The organism is Psychromonas arctica, from assembly GCF_036697365.1.
Classification (GTDB): domain Bacteria; phylum Pseudomonadota; class Gammaproteobacteria; order Enterobacterales; family Psychromonadaceae; genus Psychromonas; species Psychromonas arctica_A.
This window is the reverse complement of record NZ_JBAHZA010000002.1, coordinates 240,792-264,117: the sequence shown is the minus strand read 5'-3', so window position 1 is coordinate 264,117 and position 23,326 is coordinate 240,792. Positions and strand designations below refer to the sequence as shown.

General features: G+C 33.6%; 25 protein-coding genes and 1 pseudogene. 20 read left to right on the top strand and 6 right to left on the bottom strand.

The genetic code is table 11. The annotated features are described in order from the left end of the window. Nucleotides 1-37 precede the first annotated feature (37 nt). Complete coding sequence (sbmA, locus tag V5290_RS03265; RefSeq protein WP_333381864.1) at nt 38-1,270, bottom strand: peptide antibiotic transporter SbmA; 1,233 nt, start codon at nt 1,268-1,270, stop codon at nt 38-40. A 690-nt stretch (nt 1,271-1,960) separates the two neighbouring features. After that, a complete protein-coding gene (locus V5290_RS03260) occupies nt 1,961-2,992 on the bottom strand; it encodes an IS110 family transposase (RefSeq protein WP_333381862.1) in 1,032 nt (343 codons plus the stop codon). A 92-nt stretch (nt 2,993-3,084) separates the two neighbouring features. Between V5290_RS03260 and V5290_RS03255 the strand changes: the two genes are divergently transcribed. The 7 genes from V5290_RS03255 to V5290_RS03225 all read left to right on the top strand — a co-directional run bounded on the left by V5290_RS03255 (nt 3,085) and on the right by V5290_RS03225 (nt 7,407). Further along, a complete protein-coding gene (locus V5290_RS03255) occupies nt 3,085-3,654 on the top strand; it encodes a hypothetical protein (protein ID WP_333381859.1) in 570 nt (189 codons plus the stop codon). A 446-nt stretch (nt 3,655-4,100) separates the two neighbouring features. Then, nucleotides 4,101-4,541, top strand: coding sequence for a GNAT family N-acetyltransferase (locus tag V5290_RS03250; protein WP_333381857.1), 441 nt, complete (start codon nt 4,101-4,103; stop codon nt 4,539-4,541). Nucleotides 4,542-4,791: 250 nt separating this feature from the next. Beyond that, the gene (locus tag V5290_RS03245; protein ID WP_333381855.1) at nt 4,792-5,076 is read left to right on the top strand and encodes a hypothetical protein; all 285 of its coding nucleotides are present in this window, start codon (nt 4,792-4,794) and stop codon (nt 5,074-5,076) included. A 127-nt stretch (nt 5,077-5,203) separates the two neighbouring features. Beyond that, complete coding sequence (locus V5290_RS03240; RefSeq protein ID WP_333381853.1) at nt 5,204-5,620, top strand: hypothetical protein; 417 nt, start codon at nt 5,204-5,206, stop codon at nt 5,618-5,620. Continuing rightward, on the top strand, nt 5,599-6,009 hold the full coding sequence (locus tag V5290_RS03235) for a hypothetical protein (RefSeq protein ID WP_333381851.1): 411 nt from the start codon (nt 5,599-5,601) through the stop codon (nt 6,007-6,009). Before V5290_RS03240 ends, V5290_RS03235 begins: the two co-directional genes overlap by 22 nt. A 112-nt stretch (nt 6,010-6,121) precedes the next feature. Continuing rightward, nucleotides 6,122-6,334: a hypothetical protein gene (locus V5290_RS03230; protein WP_333381849.1), complete on the top strand. Its 213-nt coding sequence runs from the start codon at nt 6,122-6,124 to the stop codon at nt 6,332-6,334. A 68-nt stretch (nt 6,335-6,402) separates the two neighbouring features. Then, a complete protein-coding gene (locus V5290_RS03225; RefSeq protein WP_333381847.1) occupies nt 6,403-7,407 on the top strand; it encodes a transposase in 1,005 nt (334 codons plus the stop codon). 251 nt (nt 7,408-7,658) lie between these two features. Here the strand turns inward: V5290_RS03225 and V5290_RS03220 are convergent, their stop codons facing one another. Both V5290_RS03220 and V5290_RS03215 read right to left on the bottom strand, forming a co-directional pair. Further along, the gene (locus V5290_RS03220) at nt 7,659-8,669 is read right to left on the bottom strand and encodes a hypothetical protein (protein WP_333381845.1); all 1,011 of its coding nucleotides are present in this window, start codon (nt 8,667-8,669) and stop codon (nt 7,659-7,661) included. Between the two features lie 230 nt (nt 8,670-8,899). Next, the gene (locus V5290_RS03215; RefSeq protein ID WP_333381843.1) at nt 8,900-9,208 is read right to left on the bottom strand and encodes a hypothetical protein; all 309 of its coding nucleotides are present in this window, start codon (nt 9,206-9,208) and stop codon (nt 8,900-8,902) included. A gap of 57 nt (nt 9,209-9,265) precedes the next feature. On the opposite strand from V5290_RS03215, the gene V5290_RS03210 reads away from it, so the two are divergent. From V5290_RS03210 to V5290_RS03155, 12 genes and pseudogenes are all read left to right on the top strand, one after another. Further along, the gene (locus V5290_RS03210; protein ID WP_333381841.1) at nt 9,266-10,102 is read left to right on the top strand and encodes a hypothetical protein; all 837 of its coding nucleotides are present in this window, start codon (nt 9,266-9,268) and stop codon (nt 10,100-10,102) included. Between the two features lie 22 nt (nt 10,103-10,124). Further along, nucleotides 10,125-10,448, top strand: a complete 324-nt coding sequence (locus V5290_RS03205; protein ID WP_333381838.1) for a hypothetical protein — start codon at nt 10,125-10,127, stop codon at nt 10,446-10,448. Further along, nucleotides 10,449-10,856 (top strand): hypothetical protein, encoded by a 408-nt coding sequence (locus V5290_RS03200; protein WP_333381836.1) that lies wholly within the window; start codon nt 10,449-10,451, stop codon nt 10,854-10,856. It abuts the gene before it with no gap. Nucleotides 10,857-11,238: 382 nt separating this feature from the next. After that, nucleotides 11,239-11,898 (top strand): annotated as a pseudogene (locus V5290_RS03195) (IS30 family transposase); the annotation flags it as partial. Nucleotides 11,899-12,020: 122 nt separating this feature from the next. Continuing rightward, complete coding sequence (locus tag V5290_RS03190) at nt 12,021-12,425, top strand: hypothetical protein (RefSeq protein ID WP_333381832.1); 405 nt, start codon at nt 12,021-12,023, stop codon at nt 12,423-12,425. 367 nt (nt 12,426-12,792) lie between these two features. Continuing rightward, the gene (locus V5290_RS03185; protein WP_333381830.1) at nt 12,793-13,074 is read left to right on the top strand and encodes a hypothetical protein; all 282 of its coding nucleotides are present in this window, start codon (nt 12,793-12,795) and stop codon (nt 13,072-13,074) included. Between the two features lie 248 nt (nt 13,075-13,322). Next, on the top strand, nt 13,323-13,781 hold the full coding sequence (locus V5290_RS03180; RefSeq protein WP_333381828.1) for a hypothetical protein: 459 nt from the start codon (nt 13,323-13,325) through the stop codon (nt 13,779-13,781). A gap of 181 nt (nt 13,782-13,962) precedes the next feature. Beyond that, nucleotides 13,963-14,592: a hypothetical protein gene (locus tag V5290_RS03175; RefSeq protein WP_333381826.1), complete on the top strand. Its 630-nt coding sequence runs from the start codon at nt 13,963-13,965 to the stop codon at nt 14,590-14,592. A gap of 97 nt (nt 14,593-14,689) precedes the next feature. Beyond that, nucleotides 14,690-15,064, top strand: coding sequence for a hypothetical protein (locus V5290_RS03170; protein WP_333381824.1), 375 nt, complete (start codon nt 14,690-14,692; stop codon nt 15,062-15,064). A 607-nt stretch (nt 15,065-15,671) separates the two neighbouring features. Further along, complete coding sequence (locus tag V5290_RS03165; RefSeq protein WP_333381822.1) at nt 15,672-16,025, top strand: hypothetical protein; 354 nt, start codon at nt 15,672-15,674, stop codon at nt 16,023-16,025. Nucleotides 16,026-16,040: 15 nt separating this feature from the next. Then, nucleotides 16,041-16,874: a hypothetical protein gene (locus tag V5290_RS03160; RefSeq protein WP_333381819.1), complete on the top strand. Its 834-nt coding sequence runs from the start codon at nt 16,041-16,043 to the stop codon at nt 16,872-16,874. 71 nt (nt 16,875-16,945) lie between these two features. Further along, nucleotides 16,946-17,230, top strand: a complete 285-nt coding sequence (locus V5290_RS03155; RefSeq protein ID WP_333381817.1) for a PAAR domain-containing protein — start codon at nt 16,946-16,948, stop codon at nt 17,228-17,230. 508 nt (nt 17,231-17,738) lie between these two features. On the opposite strand, the gene V5290_RS03150 is transcribed toward V5290_RS03155, so the two are convergent. Beyond that, nucleotides 17,739-21,173, bottom strand: coding sequence for a hypothetical protein (locus V5290_RS03150; protein WP_333381815.1), 3,435 nt, complete (start codon nt 21,171-21,173; stop codon nt 17,739-17,741). Between the two features lie 457 nt (nt 21,174-21,630). Here V5290_RS03150 and V5290_RS03145 point away from each other — a divergent pair, with 457 nt between their 5' ends. Next, nucleotides 21,631-22,047 carry a hypothetical protein gene (locus V5290_RS03145; RefSeq protein ID WP_333381813.1) on the top strand — a complete coding sequence of 139 codons (417 nt, stop codon included), beginning with the start codon at nt 21,631-21,633 and terminating at the stop codon, nt 22,045-22,047. 320 nt (nt 22,048-22,367) lie between these two features. On the opposite strand, the gene V5290_RS03140 is transcribed toward V5290_RS03145, so the two are convergent. After that, nucleotides 22,368-23,249 carry an aspartoacylase gene (locus V5290_RS03140; RefSeq protein WP_333381811.1) on the bottom strand — a complete coding sequence of 294 codons (882 nt, stop codon included), beginning with the start codon at nt 23,247-23,249 and terminating at the stop codon, nt 22,368-22,370. Nucleotides 23,250-23,326 lie beyond the last annotated feature (77 nt).

Genomic DNA, 23,326 nt, shown 5'->3' with positions numbered 1-23,326 from the left:
ATGTATAAATCACAAAGTGAAATAGGGGTAAATAATATTAATTTTCTAACGTTGATTCAAATGCAGTAAGACGCTTGCGCACTGATAAAAGTTCAACAATGGTGGTCCAAGAATTGACCAAATATTGGAAGGAGCTACTTACTTGGCCGAAGGCCGTTAGAATTTGTTGCAAAATACCGAAGGTGATTGCACCAACAACAATAGTTGGGACTAACAGTATAAATACAAAGATATTATCCGCTTGTAAATACAACATACGCGCCACATTAAAGTACATATAATGGAAGTATAAACGGAAGTAGTTTTTACGGACATTGGCAAACAACTCGTTTAAAGCGATAGGTGTCGCGCGATCAGCATTATCCTCGCCATAAACTAACTCTTTACGGAAAGCAGCTTCAACTTTCTGATTATTAAATTCTAAGCCTGGTAACTTGATACCAATTAACGCTAATAACCCTGTACCAAAAATAGACCAGAACAAAGCGGCATAGAAAAGAGGATGTGCAATTTGACCAACGATCGGTAATTCAGACACATATTCAGACAACGCCCATAACACAGGCAAGAAGGCAAATAAGGTCATAATAGCTTCTACTAATGCCACACCTAAACTTTCCATAATAGATGCAAAACGCATGGTATCTTCTTGAATACGTTGAGATGCACCTTCAACATGTCTTAACTTTTGCCAATGTGATGTGTAGTAATCGTTCATTGCTGTACGCCAGCGGAAAATATAGTGGCTGACAAGAAAGCGTGTTGCCACGAAGATAAAAATAGCTAAAAAAGCAATCTGACCAAACACAATTAACAGATCAAATAGCTGTCCAGTCGCCGTACTAGCTGCTTGAGCATCGACAGCTTCGGTAGGCGTATCGCTGCCAATCGGTTTTAGTAAAGATTGAATTAAATCGAAGAAAGGGCGACGCCAATTATTAATAGCAACGGAGACTTGTACTGAAAAGTACGTGGAGAATAAAATAGTCGACGAGCCAATAATCGACCACCATTGCCATTTATGCGGCGATATCTTAAACCACGCCAAGGCAAACAGCGCAGTACAAGCAAAGTAATAAGCATAAAACAGTAAAAATGAGTCGGTGGCAAAATGCTTAAGTCCGATAACAGGTTCAGACTGCGATATATCTAAGCCAAGTAACGCTGCCATTTGTTCATTGTATCCATACCAAATAGCGCAAGTAAGTCCGGCAAAAATCAATGCCGAGATGAAGAAGATCTTAGGATTGGGAAAGAACGATTTAAACATGGATGTATAAGCCCTTTATTATTTTTTCACTGATTGTACATTGATACCCAAATTCATCATTATATTTTCAATAAAAAATAAGTAAAAGAAGGTGATAGAAGGAGATAGAACTAAGGACTTAGTTTGCCCTAGATTTGTAGATACCTCATAAAAATAACTTGAAAATAAATAACTGAGGGACCTAAGAGCCAATTCATCGAAGTAGAAAACATTACAGTTGATAATGTTAGAAGAATATAATGAATTGTTATTCCATGTTCGACAGCAGTAAGCGGACTGTTTATTTATACAGCCCTTCATGTTTGCCATCTTTCCGCCGTAAATATTGCATTTTGTCGCCTTTCTACATGACTTATATTTCATATTTTATTTTAAATCGTTGATTAAAATGATAATTGCAGTAATCTAAGTCTATTATTAATCATTGGATATTTGCCATCTTTCCGCGGGAAAGGTGACAATTTGTTATTTAATATGCTTATGTAGACTCCTCCTAGTCAATAATCGATTCATATTAATAGAAATTGTTGCGAACTTATGTACGAGCTCTATCGAGTAGCGAACTCTGGCTCAATGATATTTACGCACATACTAGTGACCAATTCTGTTAGGCGAGCGTGATGCTCTCAGCATATTGCTGGTTCAACTAGGTAATTCTATTGATTGCAATCTATTATTGAAATTACGTTTTTAAACAGGTGTAACTTTATATTCAGTGTTCTTAGTTATCATTGAGAATGCAGTTCTTACCGTTTTATTAGCTAAGGCAACAGATGCGCATTTTTTCCCTTTTCGGTCTATCAAATTCTTTAACCATCGTTCTTTTTCAGTTTTTGCTTCTTTCTTAGCAATGCTGTTTACAAAGGTAAATGCACCAGTCACAAGTTGACTGCGAAGCATTTGGTTCCTTATATTTTTACTAATTTTACCTAGCTTTGTTTTTCCTCCACTGGAGTGCTGAACAGGTGTTAAACCTATGCAAGCAGATACGTCTTTACCTTGTTTGAATACCATTGAATCAGAGCAGCCAATTGCCAGGTACAAATTAATTGCATTAATTGGACCTACTCCTTCGAGTTGTATTAATCTTTTACATTCAGGTGATTTTCGAATAGCTCGCTCTATGACTTTGTCGTATTTACTCACTGATTGACAGAGTTGTAAGTAGGTCTTCCACACGGTCGAAATAGCTTGTCTGAAGTACATAGCACAACCATTCTCAGCGTCTTCTAAAACAAGTTGAATCGTGCCATTTAGCCCACCATTTTTAGTTGATACTCGAATATTGAGTTCTAATAAGAGTGCTTTAATTTGATTTTTAATAGCCGTTTTCTGTTTAACTGCTAAATCTCTAATACGTATTAAAGATTGTAATTGTTGTTGCTCTAGTGTTTTGCCTTTAATAAATTTTACGTTTGGTAAATGTGATGCTTGTACAATGGCAAGTGCATCGTTTTTATCATTCTTCTGTTGCTGCCTAACCACATTTACTAATTTAGCTGATATCAGATGTACGGTATGACCTAAAGACGTTGCTTTTTGCTTCCAGTAATTAGATGTTCCACAGGCTTCAAAAACAATGGTAGATGGTTTCCTTTGAGTTAACCAAATAGCGAAGTCAGCAACATTCATTTCAGTGTTAGAGATGATTTTTTGTTGAGAGAAAACACATACTTGAATAACATCCTTTGCTAAATCAACACCAATCGTTGTATTGTTCATACTATTTCTCCATAAGCGATTAAATTACTAACTTTATATTAGTAGGATTAGGGCGGAGGAGTCTAATTAACTGTTATGTGCTTCGGAGTTTTATGTCTAGCATAGAGGGTATTATAAAATCTTTGAATATCCCTATTCGTAGGGATTATGATTTGGAAAATAGTTGGTTATATGAAAATTATGTAGCCAGAATAGATGAAGCTCTTGAGTATCATTGTCCCAATTCGACATTTTCACTTTCAATGAAGCAACAAATTTCTAAACTATACCATCAAGGTTATGTCGTTATTGAAAACCTACCTGTTGCTGTTCCAGTACATGCAGTCTTAAGAGAGCTTGAAATTATCGCATCTAGCAACAAAGGTAGAAAACTGAAAAAGATCACAAATGGCGTAGGCTTTGAAGTGTTACATTCGCACTTTGGGCAATCATCATTTATTGTAGAGAATTGGGCCAATTATGTTAAAAATCTAAAACTAGATGAGCAAGAAATTAATGTTGAAACTATGTATAGCTCATTACTTGAATCAGTATCGAAACCTAAAAAAACTGGAGAGTGGGTTGTTTATAGTAGGCTTAATCAAACGGTTCATTTTTGGTGTTTATGGTTGCACGAAGCTGGTAATGAAGCATTGATCAAATTATTAAAAAACAGCACATAACAAGGCAATTCAACAGGACTAAAAACAGCGGGCCATTCGCTTCGCTCAAGTTTAGCCCACAATTTTTAGCCCGTTAATATGGGCGTTATAAGCCATAAGAATATTGCGTTAATAATTATGAAAGGATGCTAAAGTGCAAAAAGTTATCGAATTCAAAAAGAAAGGATTCTAGTCAAACCAAGTTGATCTTAATTCCCTTAATAATAAAATATCCGAATTAACTAAAGAAGGTTGGGTTATCAAATCCTTAACTCCCAACACATCATTGTTTGGTCTTGTTACGTCATATACTATATTTGTCGAGTTGTCAGTTTAGTACAATTGGCTTATAACAAGGCATTCAAGTGGACTAAATACAGCGGGCTGTTTGCTCCGCTCCATTTTAGCCCACTATATTTAGCCGCTTAATGTGGCGTTAAGTGTTTCCATATAATTAGAGGTTTGGTGTGATTGAAATAGTTTCCAAAAATAACATAGCAGAAGTATTGCCATTGATTCGCGCTTATCAGGAATTCTATAATGTTGCGAATATATCAGACTCTAAAAACGAAGAGTTTTTCTCTCAATTTAGTGAATCTAATCCAGCTGGTTGCCAGTTTTTATATCGTGATAACGGAGTTGTTGTTGGTTTTGCTACAGTATATTTTTCCTATGCTTCAAGTATCACATCAAAAGTTGCAGTCCTTAATGACTTATTTACGGTTTCAAATATACGTGGGCAAGGTGTCGGGCGGAAGTTAGTTGAACATTGCCATCAATTTGCATCAGAAAATAATGCTTCTAGGCTTCAATGGGTAACAGCTCCAGATAACGAAGTTGCACAAAAGCTTTACGATTCAATAGGCGCTAATAAAAGCAATTGGAATATTTATACGTACAACACTTAACAAGGCGCTCAAGAGGGAAAATTTACAGTTGGCTGTTTTCACTCCGTTCAACATTTTAGCCAACTACAAATTTCCCCTTAGCGGGGCGTTATGAGCTATGTAATATTCACCTCCTGCCATGTTGGAATTAAATAGACTTAATTAAATTTATTTAATTTATTGACTGCTCACTTAAATGAATTTAATATCTACAGCACTTAAATTGATTTAAGTGCTGTTTTGAAATCATTAATTTTATTCGGAGAATATAATGGCTAAGAAAAAGAATCATATTTTAAATGCTCTTGAATCTATTGCTAAGGCACAAGAAGAACTAGAAACCCGTGTTGAAAAGCACGATAAAATAATCGAAAGTCAGGGACAAGATATCGCTAAGCTTGAGAAGCAAGTAATGAGCCTAAGAGATCAGGCTATACAGGCTGAAGTTGCTAGTGGAGAACGCTCGGATTCTGTTGCTAAAAAATATGGTGTAACTCCATCTCGTGTCGCACAAATCGCCCCAAGAAAAGAGTTTCATCGTCCTAAACTAAACTAGCTCATAACAAGTTGCTCAAAAGGAAAAATTACAGTTGGCTTGCGCACCGCGCATTATAGCCAACCATAATTTTCCTCTTAGCAAAGCGTTATGTGCCAAAAGGTTTTCATCTTCAAGTGTATATTTTATGAATAAATTTGATTTAGAAAAATTAGTAGATATTAGAGTTGCTGAATCTAAAGCACTACTAGATTCTAATAATTTCCACGGTGCGTATTACTTGGCAGGATATGCTTTAGAATGCGCATTCAAAGCTTGTATAGCTAAACAAGTAAAAGAGTTTGATTTCCCAAACAAACAACTGGCAAATGCCAGCCATACTCACAAACTGTCTGAGTTATTAGGGACGGCAGGTTTAAAGCAAAAATTAACTCAAAAAGAAAGAGAAGATCAAGAGTTTAGTTTAAACTGGGCTGTAGCAAAAGATTGGACAGAAACTTCAAGGTACGATTGTACTATCGAACAAACAAGAGCAGTAGATCTATTTAATGCAGTTACAGATAACGAATCAGGAATATTGGCATGGCTAAAGACATATTGGTAACAGAAATTTTGTCTGAAAACATGACAAAATCTGGAGCAGAATTAATTCGAAGATTAGATAAGTCTAATTCAGAGGTAAAGACTGCTTTGTGGCTTTATTTTCCAGAGGAAAAAAATTGGAAGCTAATTATTGCATCTCCTCTAGTTGGTAAAAATGGACCAAAAGCGTTTTATAAAAGAATCATAGATTCAAATAATGATGCAAATAAAGAAGAATATGTTGTATCAATAAATGATATTGGTGTTGCAAATATTGATCACCCAATAATTCAACTTATGAAGTTTGCAATTGGTACAGGAGCAAATGATGTATCCGATATTCGTTTTTCTAGAAACACTATCAACGGAACATTCATTGAAGATTCTTTAATATATCGCTCAAGCACATAACAAGTCGTTCAAAAGGACAAAAAACAGTTGGCTTTTGCTCCTTCGTCGCTAATTTTAGCCAACAATTTTTTGCCTCTTAACGAGGCGTTAGAACTAAAGGAGGTTGTGTACTTTGAAATTAAGTGACGAATTTATACAAGATATATTAAAAAAAGTACCAGGCTCAAAGAAGGCCGCAGAAGGTGTTCTTCTTCCTACAGAAGATGGTTATTTTCATTTAAGAGGGATGACTCCTAAGAAAGAAACTGAAGGCTTAAGCAATGAAGAACGTTTTTTTTCACCATTTTGCAGTAAGAAAAAAAGAAAAGTAGCGGACACCCATTAATTTTGACGAATCATAATTACTCTTCTACTTTTTAGTGATGTAGTTTTACAGGTTAAGAGGTCATTGTTATGACGCAGTCACGCCAATCTCAGGTATCGTTATCTGATACACCTTATTACCATTGTATTTCTCGCTGTGTTCGTCGAGCTTATCTGTGTGGAGAAGATAAATACACGGGAAAATCATTTGAGCATAGACGCCAATGGGTTGTTGAGCGTATGCATTACTTAGCCTCTGTGTTTAATATCGACATTTGCGCCTACGCTATCATGTCGAATCATTATCACCTTGTACTACATATCGACGAAGCGCTTAACGAAAACTTAAGTCATGAAGAGGTTTGTGAACGTTGGTGTTTGCTTTATTCAAAACCTATACTCGTTGAACGTTGGCAATCAGAGCAAACAATTTCTGAGGCTGAAAACAAAGCTGCATTAGCTATTATCGAAGGATGGAGAGGGAGATTAGCGGATATTTCATGGTTTATGCGTTGTTTAAACGAATTTATTGCGCGTAAAGCCAATAAAGAAGATGAGTGCTCTGGGCGCTTTTGGGAAGGTCGATTTAAATCTCAAGCACTATTAGACGAAGATGCGCTATTAACTTGCATGGCTTATGTTGATTTGAATCCAGTGCGAGCAAAAATGAGTGTCAGTATAGAAACGTCAGAATATACATCTGCTTACGAACGCATTCATGGTGTTGCCCAACAGCAAGAAAAGCCACTAGAATACACTTTTACTAAAAAGCCCTTATTTGGCTTCGTGGGTGATGAAAGCCAAGATAATGCGGAAAACAACATTCAAGGTCTTCCATTTTCATTATTAGATTATATTGAATTAGTAGATTGGAGCGGGCGAATAATAAGGGAAGATAAACGTGGTGCAATATCAAATCAACGACCTAGGCTATTGTCAATGCTTGGTTTAGACAATGATACTTGGTTATCACTAGCGAGTAGTTTTGGTAAAGATTATCACGGGGCAGTGGGTTCGCTAGAAGCATTAGCGGCTTATGCAAGCAACACAGGTAAGCGCTGGATAGCGAGTAAGAATCAATTACGACTGCATTAACCAGTGCACTTTTTTATTCACAACATAATAAAACACTTCATTTAGCTGCCGCTAAAACTTTGCATATTTGAAAAAGCTATTATTTGCCTTAAACCCCCTCAAATTTATCTATTTTACGATTAAATAAACTATTTTCTCGGTTATTTTATTTTTTGCTCATAAAAATAGCTTTGTTTTTGGTTGTGAAATAAATGGATGTCCGCGTGTACGATGGATGTCCAAGTGTACGCGATATAATTTTCAGTATTTAATCAACGCGTAATAATCCACTTACCATTTTCACGCCTAAACATGATGGTTAAACTATAATAAAGACCACTTTGGTTGACAAACCCAAGTATGTTTGCTCTTTCTGATCTCACAAGGCTAACTATTTTATTATTCTGTTCAAAGGAAATACCAACATCATTTGCAGTTCTATTTATAAGTTTCCAATTCGGATCATCTATAGCTTTATTAATATACTCTCTTAACAATCGTTCCATTTCTCCCGATGGATAACCAAAAGCAATATCTAACTCTTTATTTCGCTCTGCAAATAAAGGCATAATAGAATCGACATCTTCGTTCTCTAAACCGTCTTGAATCACTTTGTAAGCTAAAAACAACTCGTTTCTGCTTTCAATTAGTTCCTCAGTGGTCATAGAACGATAATCTGGTAAAGGAACACTTTTAAAGAACGCCCAAAGCGGGAGTTGATTCGGTACAGAAATTTGACGGCTATAAATAAACGTATCTTTATTTTTATACTCTCTTTTTATAATTGGTTTTAATTCGACTTCACCTTTACCAAATTCAACTTTATTATTAGACGCTAAATGATACCGCCCACTTTTTAAAATTCCGTCTAACTCTTTTCGTTCATAAACTTCATTCCCATTAAGTTCAAGTATAGATAATTGATAACTTGCACCAGAATCTCTATCTTCAACGATCAATGTTAATTTTACAGAAGCGCCAGCAGGGAACTTATTACCTTTAGAATCTCCACCCCACACTTTAAATAGACTTTGCTCTGGATGCATCCAATGATTAATCGGTAAATCAAGGCTATCTTGGGTATTGCCATCATATTGTTTGAAAACGACAACATCATTAACGCTTACAAAATACTTTAATCCATGTCCTTGAATATTTAGTTTAAACCTCACATTACCTTGTAATACATTCATATCTTCTCCCCATACATTTTGCAAAGATATCAATGCAATTAAACTAAACAATATACCCCGAAAAAAACTTTTTAATTTAAAAATTCTCATTAACTTTCCTTAACAAACATTGAACACTTTATATTTAAATATAAAAATTAGTGCAAAAGTTTTATTATTTAATAAAAGAAAACAACATTAAATAATTGAACTCATAGAGCAAAAAACTATGACCATCTACATTATAATTAATTATTGCTGTTCTCCACCTGTGTATCCTGGATTTTGAATTTTATCTACAACTAATGCCTGTGAATGAGAGGTATTCTGGCTACTACCAGCTACCAGCTACCAGCACTATTACCACTTTCTTCATATTTTCCAGAATTAAAATCTATATCTTTTAATTTCAAAGCAGTACCTTCACCAGTATCAAAAATAACTCTAGGATCCATTATTATTTCCTCTTTAGATCTTTCTCTTTTTTTAGTAAAAAAATCTTCATCTCCACCCGTAAAAGAAAGAGATGCAGCATTAAGTGAAGTCTTTGGTTTATAATCCATTAAATTTTTAGGTTTAGGACTTTCTTCTGCTTTTGCAAAATCATCGGAAGGAGACGCACTATTAATTTTTGAACGGTTATCAGACATATTACCAAATCCTGCTTTATGCGTTTTTTGTGATTGCAAAAGTACAAAAGGAATAAAATGAGCAAAATAATAAAACGACCTGATTATATTCAATATTGCACATTGGGTATTGATCATGGTTGTTATACTGAAGAAGACAGGGCTTTATTAGAAAATGAAGAGGCACTTATTGAATGGTCTTCTCCTAGAGCTTTTATGTGGAAAGATAGCCCTATAAAACATCATTTAAAAGCATTAAGTATTTTAGGTATTCCATTATGCTTAGTACTTATCAATTATTTCTCTACACTAAACGATCCTAATACATCTGATGCTGCTGGAGGATTAGTGCTTACTATTACTATTTTTTTTACCAGTATATATGCTTTGTTTTATTATGTATGGCGCAGTCAATACTACAGTATAGCTTTTAAAATAACTGAATCTGGTATGCTTACTGATGTGTTGAAAATTTATCCAAAGTGGCGTTATGGTATTCAAGATCCTACTAAACTTGTTTGTTTTTTACGCTCTGTGAGTGTGATATTGATTGTTGTTGCATTATCTACTGATCCTCTTTTGTTAGCAGGGGCTGCAGGCACTGTATTTTTAAGCTTTATTAAGCCTAAAGTAGATAAACCTGAAAAGGCTGATTATATCCCTATATTTTGGAAAACTGGTTTGACTGATGAAGATGAATTGAGGTTTATTGTATTTACTTCAAACAGATACATTATTCACATTTATAGCAAAAATATAATATATGGAATAAGTTTATTTTGTAATAAAGATAATTTTAATGATGTTAAAAATATTGTTTTAAAAAAATTACCTAATGCTAAAATATTTGAAGCGCAATATATGTCAAGACCAAACAAAGTCGTGGACACCCATTATCTTGACAATTTTTCTTGACGTATCTAAAGAATTCGAGACCATGCAGGGAAATTGGTTGTTTAGTAAGTTTACCAATAGTAGTTTTAGTGCAGAAGATCTTGTTTCAAATCTAATTGGATTTTATCGAGCAGTAGAACCAAGTAAACAATATATTTCTATTTGTGAACCTGTCAGCAAAAAAATCGCTTTAGCAATATGGGATAAATATGGGGCTGTCGGTGAGAATAAAAGTACTACTATGCTCCCTTATATTTATCCTCTTCCAAGCTCGTCTAGTTCAACGCCTTTAAGGATGCCTCTTCCTTTTGCTTTCAATTCAATTACTCCCGTAAAGCAGGGTGTATTGTTTAGTGAGGTAAAATAAGTGATAAAAAAATTAATATATTTCAGCGTGTTGTTAATTGTATTACTAGGTGCTTACTATTCGATGATATCTTTATCGGAAAGAAGAGATTTTTCTAAATCTTCGATTGATTATTATTTACTCGCGCCTAATTTATTTAAAAATTTTTCATCTGCAGATATTATTGAGGAACGTTATATTTATAGTTCTAGTGACGGTAATAAGCCGATTGTAATTTCCTTTATATTTCATAGTATGAAAGACTCAGCTCAAATCAAAGGTGACCTTAAAGAATATTTAAATGGTAATGGATATAAAATGGTGGGGTCAAGTTTTTCGGATGGTGGAAACAGAGAAATTACAATAGAGGCAACAGATAACAATGCTAATGTGATTGTTAAGCTAACAATGCTTGAATATATAAAATGATATAACAAGCAAGGATAGGTGCTGCGCAGGCGACACCTTATCTGGGTGTTGGACAAGCCCGACGAGACTCTTTGGTTTATATAGTAAATAGTGGAATGGGTTTTGGGCTGGCTCAATAATTCAACTTTCTTTAAGGCGAGCCTCGCTAATATACAATTGATACCTCAATTATATCAATGTGTTATATGTTATATGTTATATTTTATATATTGAATGCCATATCGTCAGAGGTCATGGACAACCATAAATCTTTTTATTATTTTTTCACTGATCGTACATTGATACCCTTGGATTCAGATCATAAGTGCATAACTTGAATTGGTAGGAAAAGTGGTCAGCTGAATATATGCTTATCGCCTTTTCTCCGGCAAGAGATGCAACAATGAAAACATATAAACAACTGACCTATGCACAACGATGCCAGATTTACGCCCTAAAGAAAATAGGCATGAGTCAAAATAAAATAGCTAAACAACTGAATGTGAGTCAATCGACGCTTAGTAGAGAGTTTGCCCGTAATACTGGCAAGCGAGGCTATCGTATTAATCAAGCTCAACAAGCAACAGTTAAACGCCGTATTGAAGCCCGTAAAGCAATAAAATTGACAACCAATCTGATTGCATTAATAAATGTAAAACTAGGTGAAAAATGGAGCCCTGACCAAATTTCAGGATGGCTTAAGAAAGAGCGAGGCATCAGTATTAGCTACGAAACTATTTACCAACATATTTGGTCCGATAAGCGAAGTGGTGGTCAATTATTCAAAAATCTGCGTCGAAAAGGTAAGGCTTACCAAGCGCGCAATAAAGATAAACAAGCTGGTCGAGGTTTTATCAAGAACCGCATCAGTATCGATGAACGACCTAATATCGTTGACACACGTAGCCGAGTTGGTGATTGGGAAATAGATTTAGTCATTGGTAAAGGACATAGCGGCGCATTAGTGACTATTGTTGAGCGTAAAACGCGTTTTACAGTATCGACACGTATTGATGATAAATCAGCAAAGACGGTCACTGCGGCCACACTTGCATTAGCTCGATTTATGGGACAAATGCATACCTAGTGTGAGAAAATCATTTAGGAATGGTTAGAGGGACTCGACTTTTATCAATTTGAGCTGCTGGAGTAATTCTACAGCCTCTTTATACTTCAAAGGCCACTATGAACATAATCGATAAATTCACAATACAAGAACATGAAGGAGATTACGAGAAGCGACCTTTAAAATCTTTATTGTATTACCGTGGCAAAGCACTTGGAAAAAAAGTCTCAGGGTATGTTATTGAAAAGCAATTTGAACTGGACGATTACTTTCTTCTATTAATAAATTGGGATTGTCAATTTGAAGAAAGTTGTGAAATTATAGTAATAAATAAGCTTCAAAAAATTGTAGGTCATTATAGTTTTACTTCATTCTATAATAGTTATAATTTACGTACAGTTTGTGAGCTTTCTAAAAATAATTTTAGGTTAACTTTTAATGAGTCCGATAATTTTGAGGTAATTATAAATTACCCTAAAAAGCATTTATTAAGTAAAGTCGTAACAGTGAGTGCAATTCGCTGAACCAATAGGAATTGAAAGCAAACTCTCGACCCTTCACACCTAATTGAGATAAAAAGAAGAACTCATGCTTAAATCGAACTAGAAAGGTTAGATATCACTTCAATCAATAGCTAAGCGACTTCATAGTAATGAACCCCAAACTTTAACCGATCAAAATGTTAAATATTTTATTATTGAATTGATACTAAATATTATTCTTTCCTGCTGATTTACAAAAAGTCAAAAGAAAATGAGGTGTAGATTCTATCGGTTGAAAGGGATAATTATAATAAAGTAATTGAGCACAACTAAAACATTAGTTACGTGTCTGCTACATAGGCCACTGTTTTAGTTCACTTGTTGCTGTGTTAAATTTCAAAGGTTAGTTATGAAGAAAATTTGGGGTTATTGGTATACATTCTTATTCATTGTAATGTTTGGCTTTGTAGGTAGTACAGGCTCTATTGAAGAATATCCACTATGTATTCAGATTGTTGTAATTATAGCCATTATATCTATGTCTGGTTTTTTTCTACTAATGCTAGCTGATTTTTCATCAAATAAAGATATAAAGTATCGAGTAATTGTAGGGGGTTCACTATTATTTTTTAATTGGATAGCGATACTTATATACTTTTGGGTTGTGGTTAACCGCAAAGTTAAAATTTAACAACACTGTCTGAAGAAGAACGGCAGTAAAAATAAGTTATTTATTACAAATTTAAATAACAGCGAGAAGTTATGTAATAGTTTACATTAAACCAAGTGTAACGCTCTTTCGTTTGAATAATACACGTTAATTATCCTCATAAACCTCTTTATAATTCAATTTAATCAATCATTTAATATGTTACAATCTCAATTAAAAGTGAATTAATTTGGTTGTCCACAATAATTTTTCTGAAAGTAGGGGGGGTAATGGATACTAATAAAATGAAAGTTAAGGTTACATCCCATCGAACACGGTTAAGTTGCGCACACATGAGTAATGACGCTCAAAATCGCTTACTATACACAAAACGAACTCCTCGAAGCCGGCGAGAAATAATAATATTAAAAATCATCGATTTACCTTTAAGTAATCAATTGTATTTTTTATATTATCTATTGGGTTTTATTTCATTTTTGCCATGGTCAGGATTAGGTTGGGAAGGGATGATTTTCTCTTTAGTTGGTATGGGTTTTGTACTTTATCGTTATATCAGGTTAAATATCTCAATAGAGGAACGTTTAACTTATGAAAGAGAAACTCCACCAAAATCGATAAGTGATATTCATAATGAACACGCAAATGATGGTTTGCGATTAAGTGTCTACTCTGTGGCATTAAACGGTTTACTTTTTGTAATTATGAAGACATTCGAAATAGCAACATAATAAGAAAATGTAACCTGGAACTAAAGTAATTGAATGAGTTTCTTTACTCTTTAGCTGATGCCCACGGAATACATAGAAAAAATAAATTATATATGGGCTTAATGCGCATCAAATATTTTCAATAAGTTTTTAGCTAGATAAATAAAAATTTAGCAAGCTTGTTAGGTATTAAGGAAAAATCATGCATTCAAATTTTGAACTTTGTCAAAAAACTGGTTTATTCAATAGTTTTAAATATACATTAGTTGGTAATAAAGAAATTGAATTTTCAACAAAAGGTTTTTTTAGTTCTCGGAAAAATTCTATTCCATTTTCGGCTTTAAACCCTACACCGATTGAGTATCAAAAGCTTAATATAAAAGCGTTAATCTATAGTGCATTCTTTTTCATTGCTTTTTTGTTATGTGTATCGTCATATTTTATGTTGAGCGGTACGGATAAAAATGTGTGGGTTATTATTATATTTTCAACAATATTCGCTATTCTATTTATAAATTGTGTTCATACCTGTGTTAAATCTTCGGCAAAAGTATTGATATTCACTAGTGCAGATGATGGAAGTAATATCTTCTATATTTTACCGAGTAAAAGTAAGCCAGAAGAAGTTAGCGAATTCACCTCTTTGATTAAAAAGCGGTGTGAGTCGATTAAACTTGTAGAGAACTTATCTGAAGATCATAAAAAAGAAATATATGCCCGTCACCTCGAGTTTCTTTCTGAGCAGGGAGTATTAACAGAGGTGGAATTCAATACTATTATATCAAGGTTACATCAATCAGTAGAAAAAGCAGATGTAATTAGATTGCTTTAATCGCAACTGATCGGGTAGAAAGTGATATATAGTTTCTGGAATTAATTACAACCACTCATATTACTCTGTTTAGTCGACGTTATATTTCAGGATCATGATGCAAATTAATCCAGATGAATTTACCAAAGAAGTGTCACCAATTACTAGAAAAATCATTGGTGGTATTTGTTTATTATTAACTATATTTTCTGGCGTTATTGCATGGGTAACTGGAGATATAGCCATTACATTGCTAGCTTGGATAACTGGTGTCCCCCTTGGGTTCGTTAGTTTATCTTTACTTTTAGGTAAGGCGAAGCAAGGAAAAGGTATATTTTCTTCGTTTACACTTTATTTTATCGGGATATTGCTATTTATTGGTTCAATTGTCGGGGTTATATCTGGTGAGCCTTGGAGTGGTATAGGTTTCTTGTTTGGGTTAGGTTGTTTTGCATTGGCTAAAAAGAGAAAACGACAGCGAGTGCGTTGGTAAATGGATGTAAAAATTATTTAGAATTTGGTCCACCCGAGAACATGACAAATTATGTTCCAGGTTCTATAACTGAAATAATTATTTCATATGGTGCGCGGAAAGAAATATTAAGTAATTAATTAAAAGAAATTGGTTCGATAATATTAATAGAATCAGCTGATTTTAATGATATTGAAGATACATTATTCGAGAGTACATGATTAACGGCAGACAATTACTTAAAGAAACTCTTAGTGGCTAAAACTACTAGTAAGTTAAATCTGTTCGCCATCTAATTAACTAATTTCCATCGTTAAACTATCTTTTACGAATGCGATTTTTAGCATTTATTAATGGGGAGATAGTGCGATTAACTGCTTAGCCGTTTATGAAAATATCAGCGGCAAATGTTGGATAGCCAGTAAAAACCAATTACGGGCATTAAGTCGCGTATTTTTTATTTAAAATAAAATAAATACATTATTCACAAGGGCTAATATTAGTCATACCTGAAAAAGCCATTATTTGCTTAAAACCTCTCTTAATTTATGATTTTCTACTATCAAAATTTTTAGATTACCGTTTTAATAATGGAAATAGGATTATGTTTGATGATTTAAATCGATAGATGTCTGTATTTTCTTTCATTCACTTTTCAGAGTCATTTAATGATACCGTTTTTGATAAAGAGATTACTGATGAAAAACAATTTAATAAAGACACAGCTAATACTGGACTGTATTTATATCCACTAAAATTGGAATATGATCGTAGTGCGCCTATAAATAATTTGAAGTCTAAGATTGCATTAAAATTAAATAGAAAAGGTAGTAGTGTTTTTTATTCATATATAGTTGATTTTGATAAGCGTAAAGGGCAGGTTATTAAACAAGTTAAAGATTTAAAGGTTCAAGGCATTACTTTTCAAACACTAAATATTGTCTCACAACCCTACAGAAATAATGAAATAGTAAGTGGATAATCAAGGAAATTAACGATGACTCACCTAATAGATAGACCAGACTATATTGAATATAGCACTTCTGCTCTTGATTTTGGTACTTTTACGCAAGAACACATTGATACACTTGAGAGTGAACCGGCTTTATTTCAATGGACTCTACCACACGCATTTATATGGCGTGAAAGAGCACTTACACTTCATTTAAAGGTACTCAGTTTACTTTTTTTACCTTTGTTATTGATATGCATTTATTCACTTATTGATATTGCTCGTCATGGCATAGATCCACGTGATGATTATGGAATTTTACTTTACTTTGCAGTGATTTTTTCTTTAATTTATGGAATTTTATATTATTTAACGCGAAGCCAATATGAACATGTGGTCTACAAAATAACTGAATCAGGGGTTTTAAAAGATCAACTTAAATTATTTCCTCGCTGGCGTTATGGTAAACAAGATCCGACTAAATTCGTTAATTTTTTTCGTTGGCTTTCTATCCCTATTATCGTATTAGCGTTATTTATTCATCCCGCTTTATTAATTGGTGCTATTGGCATGCTGAGTGTGGGGTTTCTGCCAATAGAGGTAGATGAGGGAGAAAAAGCCTATTATGTCGCCTTCATGTGGGATCGTCCAGATTTGCCTAAAGAACGTCAATTAACACGCATAAAATGCTGTCCAAAACGATTAATTATTCAAATATTAAGTGAAGATTATTGTAGGAATATAGCGATATATTGTACCGATGATAATTTTAATAAAATTAAAACATTTCTTTATGATAAATTGCCTAATGCACGAGATGATGGCCAAATTTATATGTGTACTATAGATGGTGTTACAGGTGTGTTCAATGGTTCTTAAGTATAAAATTATTTGTATTTAATGTAAGTAAATTAGTTGATTTTTAATAATTGTAATATAAGAGAAAAATAATGGGAAGTCCTGCAGCAACCACAACCAGTTATCATGCCTGCCCAGCAAAAACAGGTAAAACACCTCATGTGGGTGGCGCAGTAATTAGTGCCGGTACCGTTACCGTCGGAGGCCTTCCGATTGCGACCGTCGGCGATAAATGTATTTGTAATGGTCCACCCGATGCGATTGCTGCAGGCTCACCAACCGTCACAGCCTATGGCAAACCTGTATCACGTGTTGGTGATGCAACCGCTCACGGTGGTAAAATAGTAGTGGGTAACCCAACGGTGTTAATCAACTAAGCTTAATCCACACATTGTAGAGAGGGCTAAAAATAAAACAATAATAAAAAAATGGATAGGGTGTTAATGGATTACATGGACGAATTGTTTGCGCAACGTGAGCATTTTATTAATACATTTTATGCAAATAAGCAAAACGTATTAGATAATCGTAATCGATTAATTGCCTGTGCTTATTAGCTTGCAAAACAACAACACCCTGTGTTTTCAAATCCAGATATTAATTCAGTTTTATCGTTTTTAGCGAATGATAAAACCTATTCTCAATCCCAGTTGTTTTTACTTTTACAGTTATATATTCGTGTTTATCAAAGTGAAACCTTTGTACTTGATGCGTTGTATTAACAACCAGCATCAAGATTACAAAAATATAACTCCACAACTGTCGTTAATACGTCATATTGACGAATACTTTGTGACGTTTAATGTGTTAAAGACATTCATAGGATCAATCTTATAGAATCTTTTGTTTGATTAATAAAAATTATATTTATGAAAAGTCGAAAGATCATTTTCTTAGTTTATCAATAACACCAAATATACTTCTGAATATTCGTTTAATCATATTTTGTTTTTCAACTTCAAAATCAGCTTTAATTTTTATCAATATTTTGCTCTTTATCGCTTTATCAATATCCAATTTTTTTAAAAACTTGGTTACTTTCTTAATTGATAAAGCTGGACCTGCATCATATTCTGCATAGATGAATTGGTATGCATCTTCCTTATACAAATCAAACATAAGCTTAATAAATCGTAGCCTCCGCTCAGAGTTAAGTGACCAAACAAACTGAACTGGATGATACTTTCCCAACTTATAAGATAAATTAAAGGTACCAGGATAAATAATGTACTTATTGTAAATGGTAATAAGCTCCCGATAAGAAAAATCACCTTTGATGTAAGCTTTAGTCTTTTCGTAAATATATGTATTTAAAGAACCATATCTTTCTAAAATATGAATAAATTCAAGTAACATCTCGCAATTTTCGTTTTCATTTATTACCACTGGCCAAAAGTTTATTTCTGGGTTTTCTGTACTAACATTTTTATAGGTCGAGTATTGGGTTAGTTTACTATTACAGCCGCGGGCAATAATTTTAAATCCAGAATCTGTGCGCTGTAGAATAACAGTTTCAGAGTATTTATTATTAGACTGTTCAAATTCTAACATCGCCTTAGACACGACAGTTGAACTATCAGAGAAGACGATATGTTCAGAATAGTCTAGAGCAAGGTTTTCAAAGCTATCTTCATCCATTTCATTATCTTGCATGTAACGATAAATATACCGTGAGATATCTTCTGTGTATTTAGTTGGCGCCATTTCATATGTCATATTTTCAATAATAAGACGCAACGATTTGCACAATTCGTTATCCTCTTGAATATCTATTCTAACTCGGTCACTATTAATGTCAGTTAAGAACCAAAGCCGTATCTTGGCATCAACACGAGTAAGGCCAATATCAACTTGAACGACAAAATCTTCAATGGTTTGATCTGATAAATCAAAACAGATTTCACACTGTCTTAAAAATTTAATTGCCTCATCATTTTTTGCCCCGTCAAGTCTACTGCAATAAAGTGCTTTTATCGCCCAATAGATATGTTCAAAATTGTAGTCATCAAGTTCTTTTTCATCATAAAATCTAGAGATAAAATAGGCTGCAATATCTCCAAATGAGATTCCAATTTTATTCATTAATGTAGAAAAAAGATGATAATCCTTGTAACCATTATTGGTACATAGCTCTACAACAGTTGAAAAACTATTTAGCACAATCATTGGAGATAGTTGAAAAATCAAACGCAAAAATCTTTCAGAACGTTCATCTATTGCCTGTTCATTCTGTGAAAGCAGTATTGATGAAAGTATTAAGTGCTCTACAACTGAATGATTAAAAATTCTATATATTGGTTGATGTTGACTACAAACAATTGCATCTTTCTTTATAAGATATTGCTCTAGTAGCTTTAGAACTCTTTTTTCTGATGTATGACTCTCTTTATTTTCGAAATAGAGGCAAATTTCCTCTAATTCATCAGATGAAATTCCCTTTCTAAATATCTCTAAACCTAAACAGAATCCTATATTTTCGGGGTTTAGTCCATCTACATCTCGATAGTCCTCTTCCGGTGATTCAAACATCCCGCGCAATAGTTTTGTAAATAGAGGCCAAGTTGTTTTTTGAAGAGAAGAAATTAATATATCGGTATATTCATCACTAACATTTTCACGAGAGTCACGATAAACCAGATAAGCTGAAATAAGATTTAAATATCCCATATTCGTTTCATCAAGCTTATGGTCGAGGCATAAAAGCTTAATGGCACTTCTCGGCAGCACATCAAAAACTGTGTCGATTTTTATAAAAGGTTCATATTGTTCGACAACAGCATTATACGACACAAGATTATCAATAAGTTCCATAATCTGATGAAGGTAGGGATTGTCACCGGTACCATCAGATAAGGAATTGCTTGAATATCTCTGATAAAAGTCTTGGTGAGAAATAGACTTCGACTTTATGACTAGATACTCATAAAGAGAACTATTGAAAGATTCTAGTGCCAAGAGCCTTTTTAACACGTCTAATAATCTAAGTGCTTCATCAATTTCTTCAAAATCAAAAGACCACCTGTCCAGGGTACTGTTATAGACTATTTTGATAAAGCGTATAATTTTCTCGCCAATATCTTTATTCGTGCGTACGTCGATGAGTGAATCAGTTTTCATTACGACAGCATAAAAAGGAGTTGAGCTGCCTTTAACAAAAGAGATAAAATCAATTGGCTCAATTCGTTCTAACAAGCTATTTACCCAGGTATTATCATGGCGCTTTACGTAATCTTCGCTATCACCATTTTTTACATAGTCGATAATGTCAGGACCATCTTTTAGTAAAGCGAGCAAGTCATGCAATAACTCACGATTACTCACATTATCTTGATTTTTAAATCTATGGGCAGACCGGACTCCTGATTGTTTTTGCTTTAACACTTCATTATTAAGTTCATCTATTTCAGACTTAATTATTTTACTGGATACTTTATCTCTTTGTATAACTGTGAGTATTGCTTCTGTATTAGGTATGTGACTGATTAGTCTCTCTTTATTAGATTTCCAAAATGGGCTTAAGGTTTTAAAATAATCTATTATTTCCTTATCTTCAGAAATATTTCTACACACTTGTATTACTAATTCTTGCTTAAAATAATGGTATAAGTTCTGATCTTTCTTAAAAGTATTGAGCAAAGTAGGGACTTTATCAGCTTTAGGGTCTCCATCATTGGGGTTGGGTTGTTTGAAATCACTCTGAAACATTTTTCGCACATATGGCCAATACATACCAACTCGAAAAAATGGAACATCACAACAAATATACATTTTAATCGTGTATTCATTCCAACCATATATCATAACGAGATCATAGGCGTATGATTCATATCCGCTTGTGTTTTCATGACACCATTCAGTAAGGTATTTCCCTAATATTGAGCAACTTTCTTCATAACAGCGAGCAATAATATATAAAATTTCAATGCCGAAAGGTTGCTCTTCTTCCCAAAGATTATCGCCTTCCATACGACTAAAATAAACGAAGGATTCTGCTGTCTCGATAATATTTTTTTTGACTCTAGGGTAGGATAATGCAACTGCAAAGAAAACGAGATCAGCAGGAAGTTCGAGATCCTCATTTTCTTCATAATCTTCTAACTCAGGACTCATCATTAAAGCAGTTTTAACTAACTCCTGAACATCCGCATTAGGAATATCCGAGAACTTTAATCGTCCATTGTCATTATTTAGAAAATCAACATCTAACTCTTTATCAAAGGCTCGTCCTGCATCAAGTAATTGCTTATATTCGTGTAAACCTTCAATAACTGATTTTTCGTTATTTGGATCGATCATTATTGTAAAAAATGGCTTTATCACTTTTAATTTCCTTATAAAACCTATTATGTAAACTAGAGAGTAACTATAAAAATAAGAGCTAGTAGTGTTTATCAAAACTACCAGACAGAAGGTGAGGTAAATATTCAACATGGAAGGTGAAGTTAAGTTGAAATTAATAAGAAGTTAATATCACTAAGATGTTGCTTTATAGCTTCTTCTATCTTCTAGTTGTGTAGCTATACATGTTAAGGCTAGTTATTATCGGGACACTTTCATATCACTGTATTTCACGTTGTGTTTATATATCCATAAAAATATTTTGAGCATTGCGTTAATCCTTCATTAAACAGATACAATATTAGGTTTCTATTCTAAAAAAATTATACCAAAACTAATTTTATATAAAATTTATAGTGTAAACAATATGTTATTTATTTATAATTAAATATTGTGTAAAAATATTTTAAATAAATGATAATAAAAGGAAGTTACTATAATGAGTAGTAGTGTGAATGTCATGGGTGTTATTGCAAACGTTATTATGATTGGGGTTTTCTTAAATAGCTGGTCAAAACGTAGTAGTAGAAGTTTAGAAGAAAATAGCGATATTGAACCGGATGAACCAAAAGCACCCGTGATCAAGCATGAATGTATTAAAGCGTATAACGAAGCAAATGCTGCGGAAACTTCAGCTTTAGAGCAAAAATATTCATTAACAGTAGTAGAACCGCTATTTATAATTGATGTCATAGGTGATATAAAAGTTACTGATATATTGTTAATTGAAAGTGTTAAAGTTGAATACCCGTTGGATATGAACTTAACAGTAGAAATGGTTGGAGAAAAAGTAAGATTAGCAGTAATAGATGAAAAATTTTATCTTCTTAGTTGTGACTCTTTTTCTATTGTGTAAAAAGGATTAATCAGTTAATAAATTTTAACCTGCTATTTTAGTATTTTCATGACAAAATTTACAGCGCTGGCATTAGTTATTAAATAATGCCAAGCAGATACTACTAAAAAATAAAATGGAAATTTTATTCTCACAATAGGAAGCTGAATATTTATTTTTCTTGGCTGTTATTATTTAAATTAATCCAACAAATAAAGCTGAAGTAAATGGTCATTTCATAAGATTCCCAGTATCCCCATTAACAACCCAAGAATAAAGGTTAATACTAACGAAACATATAAGTTCTCAGCATATTGTGTTTATGTAAATTAGTAGATTTATTAAATAATAACTAATCGCTTATCCGGCAATGCCATTGCAATATGCTTTTTACAATAAGCACTTTCATTGATGAAGTGAGGGTAAGTTTCTGGTGTGTCGACTTGACCGATCTCTTCGCCTTGTAGCGTAATTAACAATGGCTCACCTTGTTTTACTACTTGAAAGTCTTTACCGCAGATTGCTGGGTGTACCATTGCGTTACGTAAACCATCTTGATCAAGTGGGATAGCAACTTCTTTTGTGAAATAAAAGGGTTCATAATCTTTAAGCGAGTCTAGGGTGTTGAGATTCGACTGTTCAATATAATCTAATACTGCGGTAAGCATCTTTTGCATTAGTATTAATGTACTGTGCTGCAATGAACCATGAGCTTGCGCGCCAACTTCTATCATTACACCATATTTCGTTGCCGTGCATAGGTAGGCTTGCTCTCCCCATGATTTTTCATCTTCAAAGAGTATATTGGCTTCTGGCATTTGCTGATTAACATACGCGCCCATTTTTGTATAAAATGGATCATTAGAAAGTAAGATTAGTGTTGCACCCATGTTGCTGGTGGTATTGTGCAAATCAATTAAAAGCTGATTGCCTTTTTGAATGTATTGCAGGGTGTTTTCCGCCATGAATTTTTGTGAAAGCAAGCGCTCATAAGAGTTGGGACTTTCATTATTTTCTACACTAGAAAATTCACGATTTAAATCGGTATCAATATAACGTGTCGCACACTCAATCGCTTTGGCATTAACTAGTTGAGATGACGATGAGAAAGATGAGCGTTGAATATTATAAAGGTTATCTTGAATTAACTTATTGATATAAATGCCTGATAATTCGTTGCCATGCGTTCCTGCTAAGATCTGCACATTGTTGATTTTACTCATGTAGTCTTACCCCTAAATTAAATTAGATATTATCATTTTGTTATAATATAACATTAATTTTTAACTAATTGTCTAAC